Here is a 16,496-nt window from a genome sequence, read left to right on the forward strand (position 1 = left end):
CGATGACGGACGAACAGGCGATTACGGTCGAGCAGGGGATGACGGCCGAACAGGGGATGACGGCCGAGCAAGTGAAGACGGCCGAACAGGCCATGGTGGGCGAGTGCGCGGTGGCGGACGCACAGGTCATGGCGCACGGGGGCGTGATGCCGCTCGGGCCGGCGATGCCGGGCGGGCGCACGATCGAGTGGGCGGTGGGGTCGGGCGCGGCGGCGGTGGCAGCAGGGCCGGAGCGGACGGCGATCTTCGAGGCGGTGCGCGCGGACCGGGACGGACCGATGACGCGCGTGCTGCTGGGACTCTCGGACGCGGGAGCGGTCGAGATGCGCGTGCGTGCCATCGAACTGCTGTGCTCGTTGCGCGAGTTCGGACGAACCTGGCCGGTTGTCGCCGAGCGTGCCGCGGCGTATGTGGTGGACCCGGAACCGGCCGTCCGGGTGGCGGCGGCACCGCTGTTGGTGGCGACGGGCGAGGTCGAGGAGGTTTCGGCGCGGCTGCCGGGGTCGGCCGATCCGGCGGTGCGGATGGCGGGCGCGAACGCCCTGCTCGGGAGCGGTGACCGGTTCGCGGCACTGTCCACGACGCTCTCGGAGGATGGCGACCCGACGGTCCGGGTGCCGGTGGCGCTCGGGTTGTCGGGCGCGGAGGGTGTTCCGTGGGCCCGGTGTCGTGCGCTGAACGACGCGATCCTGGCGGACCTGCCGGCGGCGGTGGACCGGATCGGCCTCGACGCTCGCTCGTGGGGCTCGACTTGGGCGTGGCGCCTGGCCCGCAACGACCACGAGGACGAATGCCACCGCGTTGTGCGGATGTTGCTCGCCGCCGAGGACGAGGGCGTGCGGTGGGTCGGCGTGGACATGGCGGCGGCGGCCGTTCGGCTGTGGCGGACCGGGCCGGTCGAGATCCTGCCCGCCCTGGCCGAGGTCGCGGCCGGCGCGGGACCGGCTTTGCGCGAGGAGACGCTGCGGGTGTTGCGGCTGTCGGGCGATCTGTGGCGCGCCGCGGCCGCATGGTGGGCGGCGGGTACGGGTGAGGCGGACCGGCTGCCGGCACGCGAACTGGGCGAGCCGCCGCGAGTCGGGGCGGCCGTACCGGAGTTGCACACGGTCTTCGCCGCCCGGCGGGTGAGCGGCGGGCGCGCCGAGGTCGACGCGTGGTTGGCGGAACAGCCGATCGAGGTGGTCGACTCGCGGCGCAGGGCCGGTCGGGCACTGATCGGGTTGATGGCGTGTGGCGGCTTGACGGAACGTCAAGGGCGGCAGGCGATGAGCCTGTTCGAGCGTGGGTCGGTGCTCAAGTACGAGTTGGCGGGCGTGGTTTGGCGAGTGCACGGTGTCGTGGACGCCGGGATCGCCGATCGGCTTGTCGGGGAATTGGCCGCGGTGGCCGGGGATCAATACGTGGGGGCGCACGCTCTTCCGGTGCTCGCCGACATGGGCCGGCACGCGGCCGGTGCGCTGCCGAGGCTGACCGCGTTGATCGACGCCCGGTGCCGACTTCCGGTGAATGAACCCGACGTGGAGACCGAGATCCGCTTCGACGAAACCAGGCGAGCCCAACTGATCGTTGTCCGTGATCGGATCGCCATCGACATCCCGTAGGGTCCTTCCGGGGCTCGTGCGGACATCTGTACGAAGTCGGAAGCGGACAAGGGGAGATGGGCATGCCGATAGGCAGGGTCGCCGTGGTCGGCGGAAGTATCACGGGCTGCGCGTTCGCGCTGGCGGCGGCGCGCGGCGGGGCCGAGGTCACCGTGTACGAGCGCACCACCGGCGAACTCGCCGATCGAGGTGTGGGCATCGCGTTGCACGTGGACCGCTACGTGGAGTTGGAGGCCGCCGGCTATGTCGACGACACCACCCCGTGGCGGGACGTGGTCGGGCGCAAATGGCTCGTCGACGACGGCGGTTCGGCGCGGGGCCGCTTGTTGTGGGATCAGTCGGCCGCGTTCCGGGTCTACAACTGGGGCCAGTTGTGGCAGGGGTTGCGTCGCCGGGTGCCGGCCGAGGTGGACTATCGCGGCGGTACGCCGGTCACCCTCGGCGCGGACGGCGACGTGGTGCTGCCGGACGGCACCCGGGAGCGCTACGACGTGGTGGTCGGCGCCGACGGATACGGCTCCGCCGTACGGACCGCGCTGTTCCCCGCCGCGGTACCGCAGTACGCGGGCTATGCGATGTGGCGCGGGAGTGTTCCGTGGGAGCACGAGCCGATCGACCACCTGGTCTCGATCTGCATCCCGAACGGCCAGGGCGTCATGTACCGCATCCCGAGCGGCACGGGCGACCGCATGTCGTGGGGCCTGTACAGCGCGGTCGGCGGCACGGCCGATCCCCGGCCGGGGCTGCTCGCGCTGGTCCGCAAGTACTTCCCGCCGTTCTGGGCCGACCTGGTGACCGCCACCCCGGAGAGCGAGACGTTGATCCAGCCGATCAACGACCTGGTGGTGGACGCGTACACGAGCGGTCGCACGCTGGTCGCCGGCGACGCGGCGGCGATCGCGCGTCCGCATGTGGCGAGCGGCGCGGTCAAGGGCATCCAGGACGCGGTGGCGTTCGAGAGCGCGTGCCTGGCGGTGGGGCCGGACGGGTCGTGGGACGACGTGCTGGCGCGCTATCAGGCGGATCGCTATCCGGCGGGCGCGGACCTGGTCCGGGTCGCCCGGGCGATGGGCTACGCGATGGTCGAGGACACGCCGGACTGGACCACGATGACGCCCGAGCGCATGGTCGACTGGTGGGCCGCCCAGCACGCGGACGACGGCTTCGGCGGACACGCGTTGGGGGCGTCGATCGGCACACGGTGATGGCGGCGGTGCGTCGGCGGCGCGGTGGCTGCGTGATGCCTGCGTGATGCCTGCGGTCGGGCACGCCCGCCGACATCGTCCGGGAGTCGGGCGATGTCGGGGGCGAGGGTTGTCGGGATGCCGCGTGGCCGCTCGGGTCAGGAACCGTCCTCCAGGTTCCAGCCGATCACTCGCTCGGGGTGGATCCGCAGCACCTCGTTGCTGAAGAAGTCGGCGGCGAAGGGCGGTTCGTGGTCGCGGAGCAGCTCGGCCCGGCCGCGGATCTCGACGCCGCGACCCCAGCCCGGCCGGTAGGCCCCCGGCTCGTCCGGCGTCATGTCGTCCACGACGAACGCCACCGCCGGATTGCGCTCGGCGTTGCGCCACTTCTGGCTCGTGCTGAGCTTGGGTCCACCGATGTCGACGGTCCCGTCCTCGTTCAGCCGAAACCCGACGGGCCGCACCTGCGGCACGCCGTTCGGGCCGACAGTGGCCAATCGGCCCAGGTTCTGTCCGATCAGGTACGCACGTTCGATCTCGGTGTAGGTCGCCATGTCCGCCGCGCTCCGTCCGTGTGGGCCGGGGCTCCCGAGGCCCCGGACGCTCGTCTGGAGCCTAGAACTTCAAGTCGACTTGAAGTCAAGGGTCGATGGCTTGGGCAGGCGGGCAGGCAGGTGGATGGGTGGGCGGATGGTTGGGGGCGCGTTGGGCGCAGTGCGCAGGACGCAGGGCGTTGGCCGACCTCAGGCTTCTGCCGGCACTGTTCGGATCACGTGTCGGGCGTTGTGGGACATGGTCGGGTTGGTGGTGCGGTAGTACGGCAGGGCGATCAGGGCCTGGGAGAGCGTTCGGCCCCGGCCGCGCCGCCAGGTCGCGTCGTCCGCGGCGAGTGCGTTGCGGAAGGCCTTCCCGGCCTCGATCGGCAGCAGGTTCCACGCCGGGAACAGGTCGCAGGCCGGATCGCCCACGCCGAGGCATCCGAAGTCGATCACCGAGGTCAGCCTGCCGCGATCGTCCACCAGGAGATTGCCCGGCATCAGGTCGGCGTGCAGCCACACCGGCGGCCCGTCCCAGGCGGGCGCCCGGAGTGCGTCCTCCCAGACGGCGGTCACCGCGTCGCAGTCGATGCCCTCGTCCGGGATCGCGCGCAATGCCTCGATCGCCGCCCGGGTCGAGGTGTCGAGTGCGGTCAGCGGCCCGCCGCGATGGGCCTGCGGCGCGCCGGGCAGGGTGATGCCTCGCATGGCCGTCACGAAGCCGGCCAAGTCCTCGGCGAGCGCCGCGGGCTCGGTCAGCGCCCCGGCCTCGGGGTTCGCGCCCGGCTGCCACCGGTATACCGACCACGACCACGGGTAACCCTCGGCCGGCTCCCCGGCGCCGAGCACCTCCGGGATGGCCGTCGGTAGCAAGGGCGCGAGTCGAGGCAGCCACTCCCGTTCGAGGGCCACGTCCCCGGCACCGCCCTTCACCAGCGGCAGCCGTACGACCAGGTCCGGTTCGAGCCGGTACATGGCGTTGACCGTGCCGCCGGAGGGGAAGCGCCGTACGGCCGCAGCGGACCATTGCGGGAACTGCCCGGCGAGCAGCCGCCGGACCAGGTCCTCGTCGACGGGGTGCAGATCGGGATGCATCGGGGCGTCGCTCATGGATGGCCATCCGACCGGCGGCGGGGGCGAGCGTCAAACCGTTTTCCGGCCGGCCGGCTGGCGGCGCGACGGGGCGCGGCGCCGGCCGGTCGTTGGGCTCGGGCAGGGTTGGCCCGGACGGCGGTTCGCTCACTGGGGCTGTGCTTGCCGGGCGGTTCGCTCGCCGGGCGCTTCGTTCGCTGGGCGGTTCGCTCACTCGGGGTCGAGCGAGCCCGCCCACAGGAGCCGTTCGTGTCCGCGCGGGTCCGGGACGACCTCGTTCACCGGCTCGTTGTCTCGGCGGAAGGTCATGACCGGGCGCTGCGCGGTGTCGTACGCGGGCCAGTCGGTTGGCGTGCCGGTCAGGATGAACTCCACCCAGCGCCGGTGCATTTCGTCGGCGAGATCGCGGGGAGGAGCGACGACGAGTTCGTCCACGCCGGGGGCGTCGAGGGACTGCCAGATGAAGGGGATCTCCGCGATGTGGCACGCCCCGAGGGGCCGGGAGTCCTCGCGCGACTTGGGCGTACGCCAGCCGAACTCGTATACGTGGGTGGTGGCGGAGGCGACATTCGCCCGGGCCTCGGCGATCCGGTAGGCGGGAATCCGGAACAGTCGGTCGGTCATCACCGCGGCGAAGACCTCCGGGGGATCTTCGCGCGGGTAGGCCTTCGGGAAACCGGCCTTGTAGTGGTCGTACATGTCGGAGCTGTCGGGCACGCCGTAGTCCGTGAGCCGTTGTTGCCAGGCCTCCGGCGGCACATCCGACGGGGCGGGCAGGACGAAGTGGCGGTTCTCCTCGACGTTGGTGCCGATCAGCAGCGGTACTTCCCTTCCCGCGCCGCGGGCGATGGCGTCGATGGGGCGTTGCTGCAACAGCGCACCGTCGATCACGGGGACGAGCGACATGCCGCAGGTCTGGATGGTGGTGTGGCCGTACTTCACCGGGTCCGGGTTCCCAACGATGGCGTTGTGCACCTCGGTCTGCTCGGCGACGACTTCGGCGGGTGTCTTCGCGGACAGCCCGGCGAAGGAGGCCGTAACGCCCAGGCGTGCCGCGACCTCCCCGACGACGAGGGCGGCGTCCTCGGGGGTCTGGGCCACGTGCGCGCTGCCGCTCTGCACGATGGCCCGGTGGAACAGATCGCGGCGGCCGGTCGAGAGCAGGGCCAGGATGCACATGGCGCCGGCCGACTCGCCGGCCACCGTGATGTCGTCCGGGTCGCCGCCGAAGTTCGCGATGTTGTCACGCACCCACCGCAGGGCGAAGATCTGGTCGAGCAGCCCGCGGTTGGCCGGGGCCGGCGCGTCCGCGATGTAGCCGAACCCTTCCACGCCGAGTCGGTAGTTGATGGACACGCACACGATGCCGTGCCGGGCGAATACCGCGCCGTCGTAGGCGGTTCCGGCCGAGGAGCCGCGTACGAAGGCGCCGCCGTGGATCCAGACGAGCACCGGTCGGCGGACGGCCGGGCCGTGAGCCTGGGTCCAGACGTTGAGGTTGAGCCAGTGCTCTCCCGGCACCGGCTCCTTGCCGCTGAGCAGTTCGTCGAGCCGAGCGCCGACCGTCCTGGGAGCCGTCGGGCCGAACGCGTGGGCGGGCAGCGGGAGGGTCCAGGGGTCCGGGGGGACCGGCGCGGCGAACCGGTTGACCCCGGTGGGAGCCGCCGCGTATGGGATGCCCAGGAAGCGGGCCGTGCCGTCGTCGTCGACCAGGCCGGAGACCGGTCCGTAGGTGGTCGGCACTTCGAAGATGTCGTCGTTCGGCACGCGTCGTCTCCTCGGGTGTCGGTTCCTGCACGCAGAGGCAGCGTCTCACCGAACGCGCGCGCACCGTCACGGAATGGGCAAACTCCGCGATGGTCCCGGGCCGGTCGTATCCCGGTTTTTGCGATTGATGACGCGTGGCATGCCCGAATCGCTACCGTGTGTGCAGGTGAACTCGCCGCACTGTGATCCCCGCATACGCGAACGCCGGGGCCGGCGCGTGGGGATGAACCAACCGGAGAAGCCATGCCCGCACGACCCCTCGGCGCCAACTCCAAGCTGGTGACCGCACGACGCACCCTCGGCCTGCACTCCCAGGCCGGCTTCGCCGACGCCTTCGAGGAACACGCCCTCGTGATGGGCATGCGGCTGGCGGTGAGCGTGCGCCAGGTCCGACGGTGGGAGAGCGCCGATCCGCCGTATCCGACGCCGGATTATCGGCGAGTGTTGGAGGACTTGTTCGGGAGGCCGCTGGTGGCGCTGGGGTTCGTGGCACCGGATGAGCCGAACGACGATCACATGGACGCGGGGTGGCGCGACATCCTGAGCGACGTTCCCGAGCGACTGCATCGGCTCATTCGGTTGGAGAGCACGACGCTGAGTTTGCGGAGCTACGAGACCACGTTCATCCCTGGTTTGCTTCAGTCTGCCGACTACGCTCTCGCGACCATTCTCATGCACGATCCCGGCTTGTCGCTGGTGGCGGCCCGCGAGAGGCAGCGGCTACGGATGGAGCGAGCTCAGCGGCTGATGACGGCACGCGAGTCTGCCCGGTTCATCATTGCGGAACCGGCTCTCTATCAGCCGATCGGAAGTCCGACCGTGCTCGCACATCAGCTCGACCATCTCGTCGAGGTCGTATCCGCGCACGCCCAGATCCGCCTCCAAGTGCTACCGACGGGGGCGCCGTTCGCGGTATCTGCCCCGTGCCTGATCCTGGAACCAAAGCGAGGTCGATATGTTGCCTGGCTGGAACAGCTCACGGGCTCGCTGTTGATCGAGAGCCGGGATGATGTGGAGGCGTTCAGAGCCGTGTTCGACCGCCTGCACACGACCGCACTGTCCCAGGCGGCGTCGCTCGCGATGATTGCCGGATGGAGGCAGGAGCTTTGCAGATCGATCGAGTTCAGCGCGAACCTCGTTGGATCAAGTCCAGTTACACCGGAAATGACAATTGCGTCGAAGCTGCGGTCATCGGCTCTGCCCTGGGCGTCCGGGACAGCAAAATACCCCGATCCCCAGTGATATCCCTGGCCCAACCAGCCTGGAAATCGCTCGTCACCCAACTGCGGCAACGTTAGCCACCCCGACGATCGGAGGCCCGATCCCGCGTCGCCGGCCGAGCTTTCGGTCGGTGGGCGCAGCCGTTGTGTTGGCGATTGGGGGCTGTGGAAAGTGGCTTGCCGGGGCGGAGGTTGCGTGGGTAGCGTCGCCGCCTGTGACTCCGACTCTGCGTACCGAGCGGCTGGTTCTGGAGCCGTACATTCCCGAGGACGAAGAGGCTTTCGTTGCTCTCTTCCAGGACACCAGGGTTTCGCGGTGGATGGGTGACGGGCCGTCTTCCGAAGCGGAGGACCGAGCTCTGTTCGGGCGGGTCTTCACGAAGGTCTATGCCCAGGACCTGTTCGATGTCTGGGCCGTTCGTCGCGACGGTCTCCTGGTCGGACACGCCGAGATCAAGCGGACGGACACCGTCGGAGGGCACGAGATCGTCTACGCCCTCGCGCCGACCGTCTGGGGGTCCGGCCTGGGGACCGAGGTGGCCGAGGCGATCATCGCGTATGGCTTCGACACCCTCGGCCTGACCGAGGTGCATGCCACGGTGGCCGCGTCGAACGAGGCCTCACTGGTCCTGCTGGACAGAATCGGCTTCGAGCATGTCCGCGACATCGAAGAGGACGACGGCCACACCACCCGCGTGCTGACCCGCCGTGCGAGCGCGACCGACAAGGCGACCCTCACCCGATAGGGACGGACCCGAACCGCCGCCGAACCGATATGCCCGCCCTGGTGACCGCTCAGCGGTGAGGGCAGGCGAGTTGGTGGAGGATTTCCTGGGTCAGGAGGTCCTCGCGGCCTTTCAAGGCGTCCGCGGGTTGTGGGTTCAGGGGGAAGACCAGTTCCGCCGCGACGTTGTCCTGGACGATTCGGGCCAGGTTGTCGAGGGCGACGTGGATCGGGTCGGTGGATGGTTGGGCCGTCTGGATGTCGATCAGGTGTGAATCGGCCTTTGCGGGGTCCATGAACTGTTTGACGATGATCGAGTTCTGGTTCTGGGCGGACGTCGTCCAGATGGACAGGACGACGATGTACAGGCCGGGCCAGTCCGCGCGGCCGACCTTGTCCCGCCAGCGCCCCATGAGGGCTTCCACGCCGTCGATCTGTGCCCGGGACGCGTGCTTGACGTTGGTTTCGATGGCGTCGTTCAAGCCGCCCGTGAAGGTCTCGAACGACGCCATGTCGAAGGAACCGCGCCGCACCGACTCGTCGATGAACTCGATCGCGGCGTCGAGGATCCGTGCGCAGGACGCTTCGAGTTCGCGCGCCATGTGCGCGTTGCCGAGCTGCCGCCGGGCGGTGGTCAGGGTGGCGCCGAAGTCCTGAAGCGGGCTGATCCATCCGTTCGTTCCCGGGCCCTTGAACGCCACCATGTCCACGTCGTGCTGGTCGAGGCGGGCGGAGCTGGGGAGTTCCGGGATTCGGCGGCTCAGATACGGCGCGATGATCGAGTAGATGCCCAGGGGTGCGTGGGCGACCGACTTGGCCAGCTCGAAGATGTCGGAGACAGGGTGCAAGGACTCCTGCTCCCCATTGTGGATGAGCGTGTACCGGCCGCCCCGGTAGTCGTTCTCGATGACGATGACCGGGCCGAGCTGCTTGATCACCTCGGCCCGGAGCGTGTCGTAGCTCTCGCGCATGGCGGTGTCGATCGCGAAGATCGCTTCGCGGGCCCGGAGTTCCGGTGCCGGCCCCGGATTGCCCGCCGCCGCGGACGCGGTCCGCGCGCCGCCGAGATACGCGCCGGCACCGACCGCGGTGACGATGCCGAGGAATCGTCTGCGTGTGCTTCTTCCCCGCCTCCACAAGCCGTTCGGAACGATCCCACCCGACCCCGAAGTTCCCATGCCGACTCAACGGCGTCGCGATCACCCAGGACACGGCCCCACCGCCGAACCTTGAGAGCCGTCCGGTGGATCCTGGTCGATGGTCGTCAGGAGGCTGCCGACCAACGGGCTGTCGTCGTCCTTGCGCCACGCGACGGCGACCCGGGTGCGGGGTGCGTCCGGGTCGATGGTGCGGAAGGCGACGCCCTTGAGCCGGATGCGGCGGATGCTCGCCGGGGCCAGGGACACCCCCAGGCCGGTTTCCACCAGGGCGCAGACGGTCTGCCATTCCACCGCGTGCTGGGCCACTCGTGGGGTGAAGCCCGACGCGGTGCACAGGCCGATGATCCGGTCGTACAGGCCCGGGCCGACTTCGCGCGGAAGGAGCACGAAGGGCGAGTCGGTCAACTGCGCTACCCGGACGGTTCGTTGGGACGCGAGCGGGTGCGTGGAGGGCAGCACGGCCACGAACGGCTCGGTGAGGACGGTCCTGAAACCGAGCCGTGGTTCGTCGTCGGTGGGCGGTTCGCGCAGCAGGCCGATGTCGATGCTCTTGTCATGGAGGGCGGCGAGCTGCGGCGTGGTGGTCATCTCGTGGATGTGCAGATGTACGTCGGGGAACCGCTCCCGGAAGGTGCGCAGCAGGTCCGGCAGGACGGTCAGGGCGAGGGAGGCGGCGAAGCCCATCCGCAGATGGCCGGCCCGGCCGCTGCCGACCGCCCGGGCCGCCGCCAGGCCGTCGGCGAGGTCGGTGAGGATTCGGCGGGCCGCGGGCAGCAGTTCCCGGCCCGCCGGGGTGAGCGTCACGTGCCCCGGCTCGCGGCTGAACAGCGCGTGGCCGACCTTGTCTTCGAGGCGGCGGATCTGCTGACTCAGCGGGGGCTGTGCGATGCCCAGGCGGGCGGCGGCATGGCCGAAGTGGAGTTCCTCGGCGAGCACGACGAAGGCGTGCAACTGCGGCAGGGGAAGTTCGGGGCGCTCCATACGCCCAGAGATATCACATGGCGATGATGGAAGTATTGGACGTATCGATGGTGGTCACCTAGCTTCGCCGAATGACAGAACGACGCGCGATCCTCAGCGGCTCGACGTTCGAGGAACAGATCGGGTATGCCCGTGCCGTGGTCGACGGTGACTGGGTGCATGTGTCCGGGACGACCGGCTTCGACTACACCACCATGACGATCTCCGAAGACGTGGTGGAGCAGGCTCGACAGTGCCTGCGCAATATCGGGGCCGCGTTGGCCGAGGCGGGGTGCGGCTTCGCGGACGTGGTGCGGGTGCGGTACATGCTGCCCGACCGGGACGACTTCGAGCCGTGTTGGCCGGTGCTGCGCCGCTGCTTCGGCGAAGTGCGACCGGCCGCCACGATGTTGATGTGCGGCCTTGCCGATCCCGGGATGAGGATCGAGATCGAGGTGTACGCGCGGCGGGCCATCGCGTAGTGGCCCGCCGCGCGTGGGTGGCCGCGCGCGGATCCGAGGGCGGGCCCGAGGGCACGCCTCCTCGGGCTCAGTCCGTGTGCTCGAGGGGGTCGAAGGAGAGGGCGATGCGGCGGCCCTCGCGGTCCAGCTCGATGATGGTGACGCGTACTCGGTCGCCTGCTTCGACCGGCGGGTTCGGTGGTTCGGTGCGGTGTACGAGGCCGGTGACGCCGTCTCCGATGTCCACGAACACGCCGATGGGAAGCAGCGTGGTCACGGTGCCGACGACCGCGTCACCGACCTGGTGGGTGTCGATGTAGCGCCGCCAAGGATCCGGTTGAAGTGCCTTGACGGACAGGCCCACCTGTTCCCAGGACCAGTCGATCCGGAGGATCTTCGCGCGAATCTCCAAGCCGATCGGGACGACCTCGTCGACCGAGTCGAAACGGGTCCAGGACATCTCGGGGGTACGGAGAAAGCCCAGGTGGTGCCCCGGGTCGCCGGCCACGTCCACATACACGCCGACACCGTCCAGTCCTGTTGCGACGACGCCGGTGACGACGTCGCCGACGCGCAACGAGGCTATGAACGTGCGACGTTCGTCGGCCCGCGTTCGATTGGTTCGCCAACGGGCTCGCAGGATGCCGTCGGAGTCGGGAAGGACACCGGCCAGGAGCGGATGCCGATCGTCCGGTTCCAGCGGTACGAGTGCGGCCCGGTGGCCCGGATCCGTGATCAACCGGTTGAAGGTCATGGTCTGTTCGGCGACGCATTCCTCGTGGAATCCGCCCGGGTACTGCTGAACGAGCAACGCGAGGTGTTCCTGGCGCACGATGGCGGTGTGGATCACCTCGACGTCCTCGGTCAGGTCGGGCCAAGCAGCCAATCGGGCGCGTGGAGTCAACTCTCCACGCACCGCGCCGACTTCCGCCGCTGTGGTGAGGCGGTGCCAACGGTAGGCGTTGCCGACGGGACGCTCTTCCAACAAGATCCCACCGCGCTCGGCGACCAGTGCGGTCAACCGGGCCCAGAAGGCATCGTCGGCGACTCGGTCGTCCGCGACTTCGTCGGTGGCCGGGTCGAATGGAGAACCGGCCACCTGCTCGACGAACAGGCCGATCGCACGCGCACGATTCTCGGCTTCGGGACGTGGAACGGCGCTGCCGACGTAGACGTCCCTCTCGTAGCCGACGTGAACGAAGAACCCGTCATCGCCGAGCAATCGACACCAGAGGCCATGACCCAACAGCCTTGCCCGCACGAGGCCCAGAGCGGTGCCGAGCGGAACCAGGGCACCGTCGTGATAGCCGGTGAGGTTGTACGGAAACAGTCCGTCCAGTCCGTTCCAACCGGGTGCCGAGCGCCCGGAGAACGAACCGAAACCGTTCTTCATCGGGTTGTCGATCGCGAGCCGGTGGATGCCGGCGTCGAAGGCGAATGCGCCCAGTGCAGCGGAGTACGCGGCCGTGACACCTTCGCGGCAGTCGTACCGGATGTAATTGCCGGAGGCCGAATCGGCCGGGTCGTACGGGGCGATGCGGTACACGGAAGGCGCCATGTCAGCGCCCGGTGCGGCTCGAAGTTGCCCTGAGGGCCGGTCGCGGGTGGACAGGGGGGATGGTCACCGGCGCAGCGTAGCGGCATGATCCACGCGGGGACCAGGCCTGCCGAGCACTGGGCCGTATGGGGACGGCATGTCCCCGATCGGGTGGTAACAACCGGGAGGTCTGGCGGGTTCAGGGCTCGGGTCAGCAGCATGGCGACGCCGCGGCAGATTGCCGTCGCCGTTTCGATCGTGGAGAAACCCCATGCGTATGCGTACCTTGGCGCTCGGCGCCGCCCTGTCGCTGACCGCCCTGTTGTTGCCGGCGACGAGTGCGAGTGCGGCGCCCGCCGCGCCGCCGTCCTGCAATGACGGCTCGGTGTGCTTCTGGACCGGGGAGGGTTTCCACGGCAACACGTGGGAGTGGACCGCGCGCAGCGGCTACCGCGATATGCCGCCGGCCTTCCACGACCACGTCGGCTCGGCCGTCGCGAGCACCAGGGCCTGTTTCATCAACTGGAGCCCGGTGGAGAAGCGCGACGTGTTCAACGGTGACTGGCGCTCGAAGTACCTCGGCGACTTCGGCGGTCGGATCGACGGTGTCGGGCCGGGCGCCTGCTGAGCTCTTTCCCGGTGGCAACGGCCGGAGCTCCGAGGGGGCACCGGCCGTTGCGTGGGCGACTTCGGGCTCGGCCTCGGTCTCAGTCGCGTCCTCGGCCTCCGTTCTCGGCCTCGGTGTCAGTCGCGGACCGGCACCGTTACCGTGGACGGGTCGTTCGCCGGTGAGGAGAAGGTGAGTCCGGCGGCGAACGGGTTGTGCTCCAGGTAGAGCGCGTCGACGGTGTCCACCACGACCGCCAGGCGGTGGCCCGCCGGGACGTCGTAGGCCGTCGCGAACATGTCGATGTCGACCGGGAAGGCCACACCCGGTGTCCTACCGTGGAAGCTCAGCGGCGAGTGGGTCACCAACTTGCCGATGCCCAGCGGGCCGACGTCGTACAGGTAGGCGAAGATCGTTCCGCTTTCGTGCGACGCGGTGACGGTGGTGTGCAGCTTGGTCGTACCGCGCACCTTCGTCTGCGTGTCGTAGCGGTCGCTCTGCCACACGCCCGCGAACGCCCTGGGCAGCAGCGGGATCGAGGCGACCGGCGGGACCTGGAGGAACTGGTCGAGGATGCTGGACAGGAAGATCGTGCCGCCGTTCGCCCCGGAGTCGATGTTCGCCAGGACGCGCTGGGTCCCGGTGAGCGCGATCGTGCGGGTCGAGGACGGTACGGCCGCCCAGCTCGGATAGCCTTCGTAACCGCCGTCACCCGTGCGGGACTTGAGTTGTACGGGCTGCTCGCGATCGATGCCGTTGTCGACGCCCTTGAGGTGGTGGTCGAACCAGCGGGTCGAGTCGGCCCACATGTCGTTGGGAAGTCCGAACAGGCCGCCCGCCTCGGCGGTGGCGTGGTCGCCGGGACGGAATTCCAGTCGCTTGGGACCGGTCAACTTCCCATAGAAGTCCGCGTATTGGTTCGGTGGGAAGAGCGAGTCGCCCCACGCGTTGCCGAGCATGATCGCGGCGCCGTTGGCGTTGATCCGGTCGAGGTAGGTCGCGGGTGAGCGCTTGGCGCCCCACGCGAGCATTTCCGCCTCCTTGGCCAGGTTGCCGGAGAGGAAGTTCTTCAGGATCTCGGTGAGTTCGGCGCTGGGCCGGCCGGTGAGGAAGCCGGCGCCGCCCAACAGCGTGGCGGCCTGGGCGTGTTCGGTGCGGCCGCTGTAGATGGAATCGATCAGGTCGGCCCAGCCGCTCATCGCGACCACGGCCTTGATCCGGGGATCGAACGCGGACGCGAGCAGGCTGATCCCGGCGCCGTAGGAGACGCCGGCCATGCCTATCCGGGTCGGATCCGCGGGCGTGTTGGCCAGTGCCCAGTCGATCACCTTGGACACGTCGGCGATGTCCTTCGGCCCGGCCGTCTCGATCTCGCCGCCGGACTGCCAGAAGCCGCGCGAGTTGTAGCCGACCACGACATAGCCCTTGTCCGCGAGCTTTTGCGCGGGGACGACGTACTCGATCTGGGGCATCGCCCAACTGGTCGGCAGTACCACGATCGGGTAGCGGGCGCCGGGGGCGCCGCCGGTCGGGGTGGTCACGTTGGCGGCGAGCTTGGTGCCACCGTCACCGGGGATGTCGACGAAGCGCAGGGACGTCCCGGCGGCGGTCTGCACGGCCGCCGCCGGGGTGCGAGTGACGGTGGTGCCGGCCGAGGCGGCCGGACCGAGGGCGGTCCCGGCGAGGATCGCGGCCGAGACGACGGCGACCGCACGAGCGCGTGGGCGCACACCAGCGCGTGGGCGCATGCGGAATTGACCCATGAGGGTCTCCTGACGTCATGGTCGGGGCGTGGCCCGACCAGCGGGAATGCGTGGCGAAGCGACGCCCAGGGACGGCGTCGGAGGGTGACTCACGAGTAAGTTACGCGCCGGTAAACCAAGACGGAAGAGCCATGGACCGCTCCGCTACGGCAACCGGAAGGTTCACTTGCGCTCCCGCTCGACACACCCCCGGAAGCAACGGTTCCGGCACGAGGAGGCTCCACCGACGAAGCGACGGGGTGCCCGAGGGGCGGGGCGGGGGAGGCGTGTCGGTGGACCGGTGGACCGGTGGACCGGTGGACCGGTACGCCGGGCGGCGCCCGGCGGTCGGGCGTCGGGTTGGGCCGGGGTTGGGTGGTGGCGTGGCAATGGGTCCGCGGAGCGGTCGGGTGGTGGAGCGTGTGCCGGCGGGTCGGGTGGGTGTGGCGTCCCGGCGATGGCGTGGTGGGGCGGTGGGTCGGGGGACTGCCCGTGTGGTGCGGCGGGGGGTTGGCGGGACGGCGGCGTGGTGGGTCGGGTTGGGGGTGGAGTGGTGGGATTGGGCGATGGGATCCGGCCGCGGTCGTGACGGCGCGTTCGTTGGGGCGTGTTCGTGCCCCGGTACCGTGGTTCCGGCGTGCGGGGGCTAGCGGGGGGTGGGCGTGGCGGATGTCGACGCGGAGACGCGGCGGGCTCGGGAGCGGGGTGAGCGCGGTCGGGCACGCTGCGCCGAGGCGTTGGCGGCCGAGTCGGCCGAGGGTGGCCCGGACACTGTGCGGGAGTTGCTTGCCGAAGCGATCGAGTTGCTGACCGAGGCACTCGGCACGCTCGACGGCGCCGACGGCCGGTGGCCGGAATTCGCCTACGCGGCGGGCGTCGCGTACGCCGCGAGCGCGGCACCCGCCGGCGACCGGCGGGCCTGGGACCAGGCGCGGCTCTGCTTCCGGCGCGCGGATCGGGCCGCGCCGGCGGATGCCCACCTGCTCCGGGCCGCCGCGCAGGTGGCCTCGGCCCGGATCGGGCTCGACCCGCGCGGCACCCCGTGGCGTACGCTCCTCGACCCGCCGTCGGCCGCCGAGCTCGCCGCCGCGCTGGTTCGGCTCGGCAATGACGCGCTGGTACAACTCGTCCCCGGAGCCGCGGTGATCACCGGCGCCGACGGCGCGACGCGGGTGCTGGACCTGCCCGAACTCGAATACGGACTGGACCTGGGCAGGGGCGATCGGGAGAACTGGGCCGACCTGCTCGACGCGCTGTGCGAATGGGCCTGGGCCGCGGTGATGGAACCGGTACTGACCGCGCTGCCCGACTCGTTCGGCCACGCGCCTTCCCTGGTGCTGCTGCCCGCCGGACCGTTCGGCATGGTGCCCTGGCACGCGGCCTGGACGGTCGTCGACGGCCGCCGCCGGCACGCGCTGCAGGGCACGCGCATCTCGTACATCGGCGCGCCGCGGTTGTTGTGCGACGTCGCCGCGCGGTCGGCGGGCGACCTCGACCGGCGGTACCGGGTCGAGGTCGGCCGCGCCGCCGGCGATCCGATCGCCTTTGTGCCGGCGGGTGGTCACGACGAGAACTGGCGACGAGCCGCCGAGTACCTGACGGCCGGCAGCAACACGGTGGTGTCCACGCTGTGGCCGGTGGACGAGACGATCACGGCGCTGGCGCTGTACATGGCCCGCCACTACCTCGACCGCCGCGACCTGCCGCCGGCTCAGGCCGTACGCACCGCCCAGTTGTGGCTGCGCGACCCCAAACGCGGCATCCCGGCCGCGATGCCGGCCGAACTGGCCGCCAGGGCGCGCGCGATCGCCCCGGACGACCTGACCGCCTGGGCGGGCTTCACCCACTCGGGATGGTGAGCGCGTGGGCGTGCGGTCACCCACTCCGGGTGGCGGCGGGCGTGTG

Annotated in this window: 14 protein-coding genes and 1 pseudogene; 8 read left to right on the forward strand and 7 right to left on the reverse strand. The window is 70.1% G+C overall.

Annotated elements, in window-relative coordinates; all coding sequences use genetic code 11:
• Positions 1-2 precede the first annotated feature (2 nt).
• Together OG948_RS30170 and OG948_RS30175 are read left to right on the forward strand one after the other, a co-directional pair.
• The gene (locus OG948_RS30170) at positions 3-1,601 is read left to right on the forward strand and encodes a hypothetical protein (RefSeq protein WP_406299464.1); all 1,599 of its coding nucleotides are present in this window, start codon (positions 3-5) and stop codon (positions 1,599-1,601) included.
• Between the two features lie 62 nt (positions 1,602-1,663).
• Positions 1,664-2,806, forward strand: coding sequence for an FAD-dependent monooxygenase (locus OG948_RS30175; RefSeq protein WP_406299465.1), 1,143 nt, complete (start codon positions 1,664-1,666; stop codon positions 2,804-2,806).
• A gap of 137 nt (positions 2,807-2,943) precedes the next feature.
• Here OG948_RS30175 and OG948_RS30180 read toward each other — a convergent pair whose 3' ends face one another.
• The 3 genes from OG948_RS30180 to OG948_RS30190 form a co-directional block, all read right to left on the reverse strand.
• Positions 2,944-3,339 carry a PPOX class F420-dependent oxidoreductase gene (locus tag OG948_RS30180; protein WP_406299466.1) on the reverse strand — a complete coding sequence of 132 codons (396 nt, stop codon included), beginning with the start codon at positions 3,337-3,339 and terminating at the stop codon, positions 2,944-2,946.
• 189 nt (positions 3,340-3,528) lie between these two features.
• Positions 3,529-4,431: an aminoglycoside phosphotransferase family protein gene (locus OG948_RS30185; RefSeq protein ID WP_406299467.1), complete on the reverse strand. Its 903-nt coding sequence runs from the start codon at positions 4,429-4,431 to the stop codon at positions 3,529-3,531.
• Positions 4,432-4,623: 192 nt separating this feature from the next.
• Positions 4,624-6,180: a carboxylesterase/lipase family protein gene (locus OG948_RS30190; protein ID WP_406299468.1), complete on the reverse strand. Its 1,557-nt coding sequence runs from the start codon at positions 6,178-6,180 to the stop codon at positions 4,624-4,626.
• 516 nt (positions 6,181-6,696) lie between these two features.
• Here OG948_RS30190 and OG948_RS30195 point away from each other — a divergent pair.
• The 3 genes and pseudogenes from OG948_RS30195 to OG948_RS30205 form a co-directional block, all read left to right on the forward strand.
• A pseudogene (locus OG948_RS30195) lies at positions 6,697-7,257 on the forward strand (DUF5753 domain-containing protein); the annotation flags it as partial.
• A gap of 14 nt (positions 7,258-7,271) precedes the next feature.
• Positions 7,272-7,478 carry a DUF397 domain-containing protein gene (locus OG948_RS30200; protein ID WP_406299469.1) on the forward strand — a complete coding sequence of 69 codons (207 nt, stop codon included), beginning with the start codon at positions 7,272-7,274 and terminating at the stop codon, positions 7,476-7,478.
• A 137-nt stretch (positions 7,479-7,615) separates the two neighbouring features.
• On the forward strand, positions 7,616-8,146 hold the full coding sequence (locus OG948_RS30205) for a GNAT family N-acetyltransferase (protein ID WP_406299470.1): 531 nt from the start codon (positions 7,616-7,618) through the stop codon (positions 8,144-8,146).
• A 49-nt stretch (positions 8,147-8,195) separates the two neighbouring features.
• On the opposite strand, the gene OG948_RS30210 is transcribed toward OG948_RS30205, so the two are convergent.
• Positions 8,196-9,095, reverse strand: coding sequence for a hypothetical protein (locus OG948_RS30210; protein WP_406299471.1), 900 nt, complete (start codon positions 9,093-9,095; stop codon positions 8,196-8,198).
• Between the two features lie 228 nt (positions 9,096-9,323).
• Positions 9,324-10,265 (reverse strand): LysR family transcriptional regulator, encoded by a 942-nt coding sequence (locus OG948_RS30215; RefSeq protein WP_406299472.1) that lies wholly within the window; start codon positions 10,263-10,265, stop codon positions 9,324-9,326.
• 71 nt (positions 10,266-10,336) lie between these two features.
• On the opposite strand from OG948_RS30215, the gene OG948_RS30220 reads away from it, so the two are divergent.
• Positions 10,337-10,726 carry a RidA family protein gene (locus OG948_RS30220; protein WP_406299473.1) on the forward strand — a complete coding sequence of 130 codons (390 nt, stop codon included), beginning with the start codon at positions 10,337-10,339 and terminating at the stop codon, positions 10,724-10,726.
• 67 nt (positions 10,727-10,793) lie between these two features.
• On the opposite strand, the gene OG948_RS30225 is transcribed toward OG948_RS30220, so the two are convergent.
• Positions 10,794-12,263 (reverse strand): S1 RNA-binding domain-containing protein, encoded by a 1,470-nt coding sequence (locus tag OG948_RS30225; RefSeq protein WP_406299474.1) that lies wholly within the window; start codon positions 12,261-12,263, stop codon positions 10,794-10,796.
• Between the two features lie 250 nt (positions 12,264-12,513).
• On the opposite strand from OG948_RS30225, the gene OG948_RS30230 reads away from it, so the two are divergent.
• Entirely contained in the window at positions 12,514-12,870 is a 357-nt protein-coding gene (locus OG948_RS30230; RefSeq protein ID WP_406299475.1) for a peptidase inhibitor family I36 protein, read from the forward strand.
• Between the two features lie 116 nt (positions 12,871-12,986).
• Here the strand turns inward: OG948_RS30230 and OG948_RS30235 are convergent, their stop codons facing one another.
• Positions 12,987-14,612 (reverse strand): alpha/beta fold hydrolase, encoded by a 1,626-nt coding sequence (locus tag OG948_RS30235; RefSeq protein ID WP_406299476.1) that lies wholly within the window; start codon positions 14,610-14,612, stop codon positions 12,987-12,989.
• 641 nt (positions 14,613-15,253) lie between these two features.
• Between OG948_RS30235 and OG948_RS30240 the strand changes: the two genes are divergently transcribed.
• Positions 15,254-16,450: a CHAT domain-containing protein gene (locus tag OG948_RS30240; RefSeq protein WP_406299477.1), complete on the forward strand. Its 1,197-nt coding sequence runs from the start codon at positions 15,254-15,256 to the stop codon at positions 16,448-16,450.
• Positions 16,451-16,496 lie beyond the last annotated feature (46 nt).

Origin of the sequence: Embleya sp. NBC_00888 (assembly GCF_045207655.1) — a bacterium.
GTDB lineage: Bacteria > Actinomycetota > Actinomycetes > Streptomycetales > Streptomycetaceae > Embleya.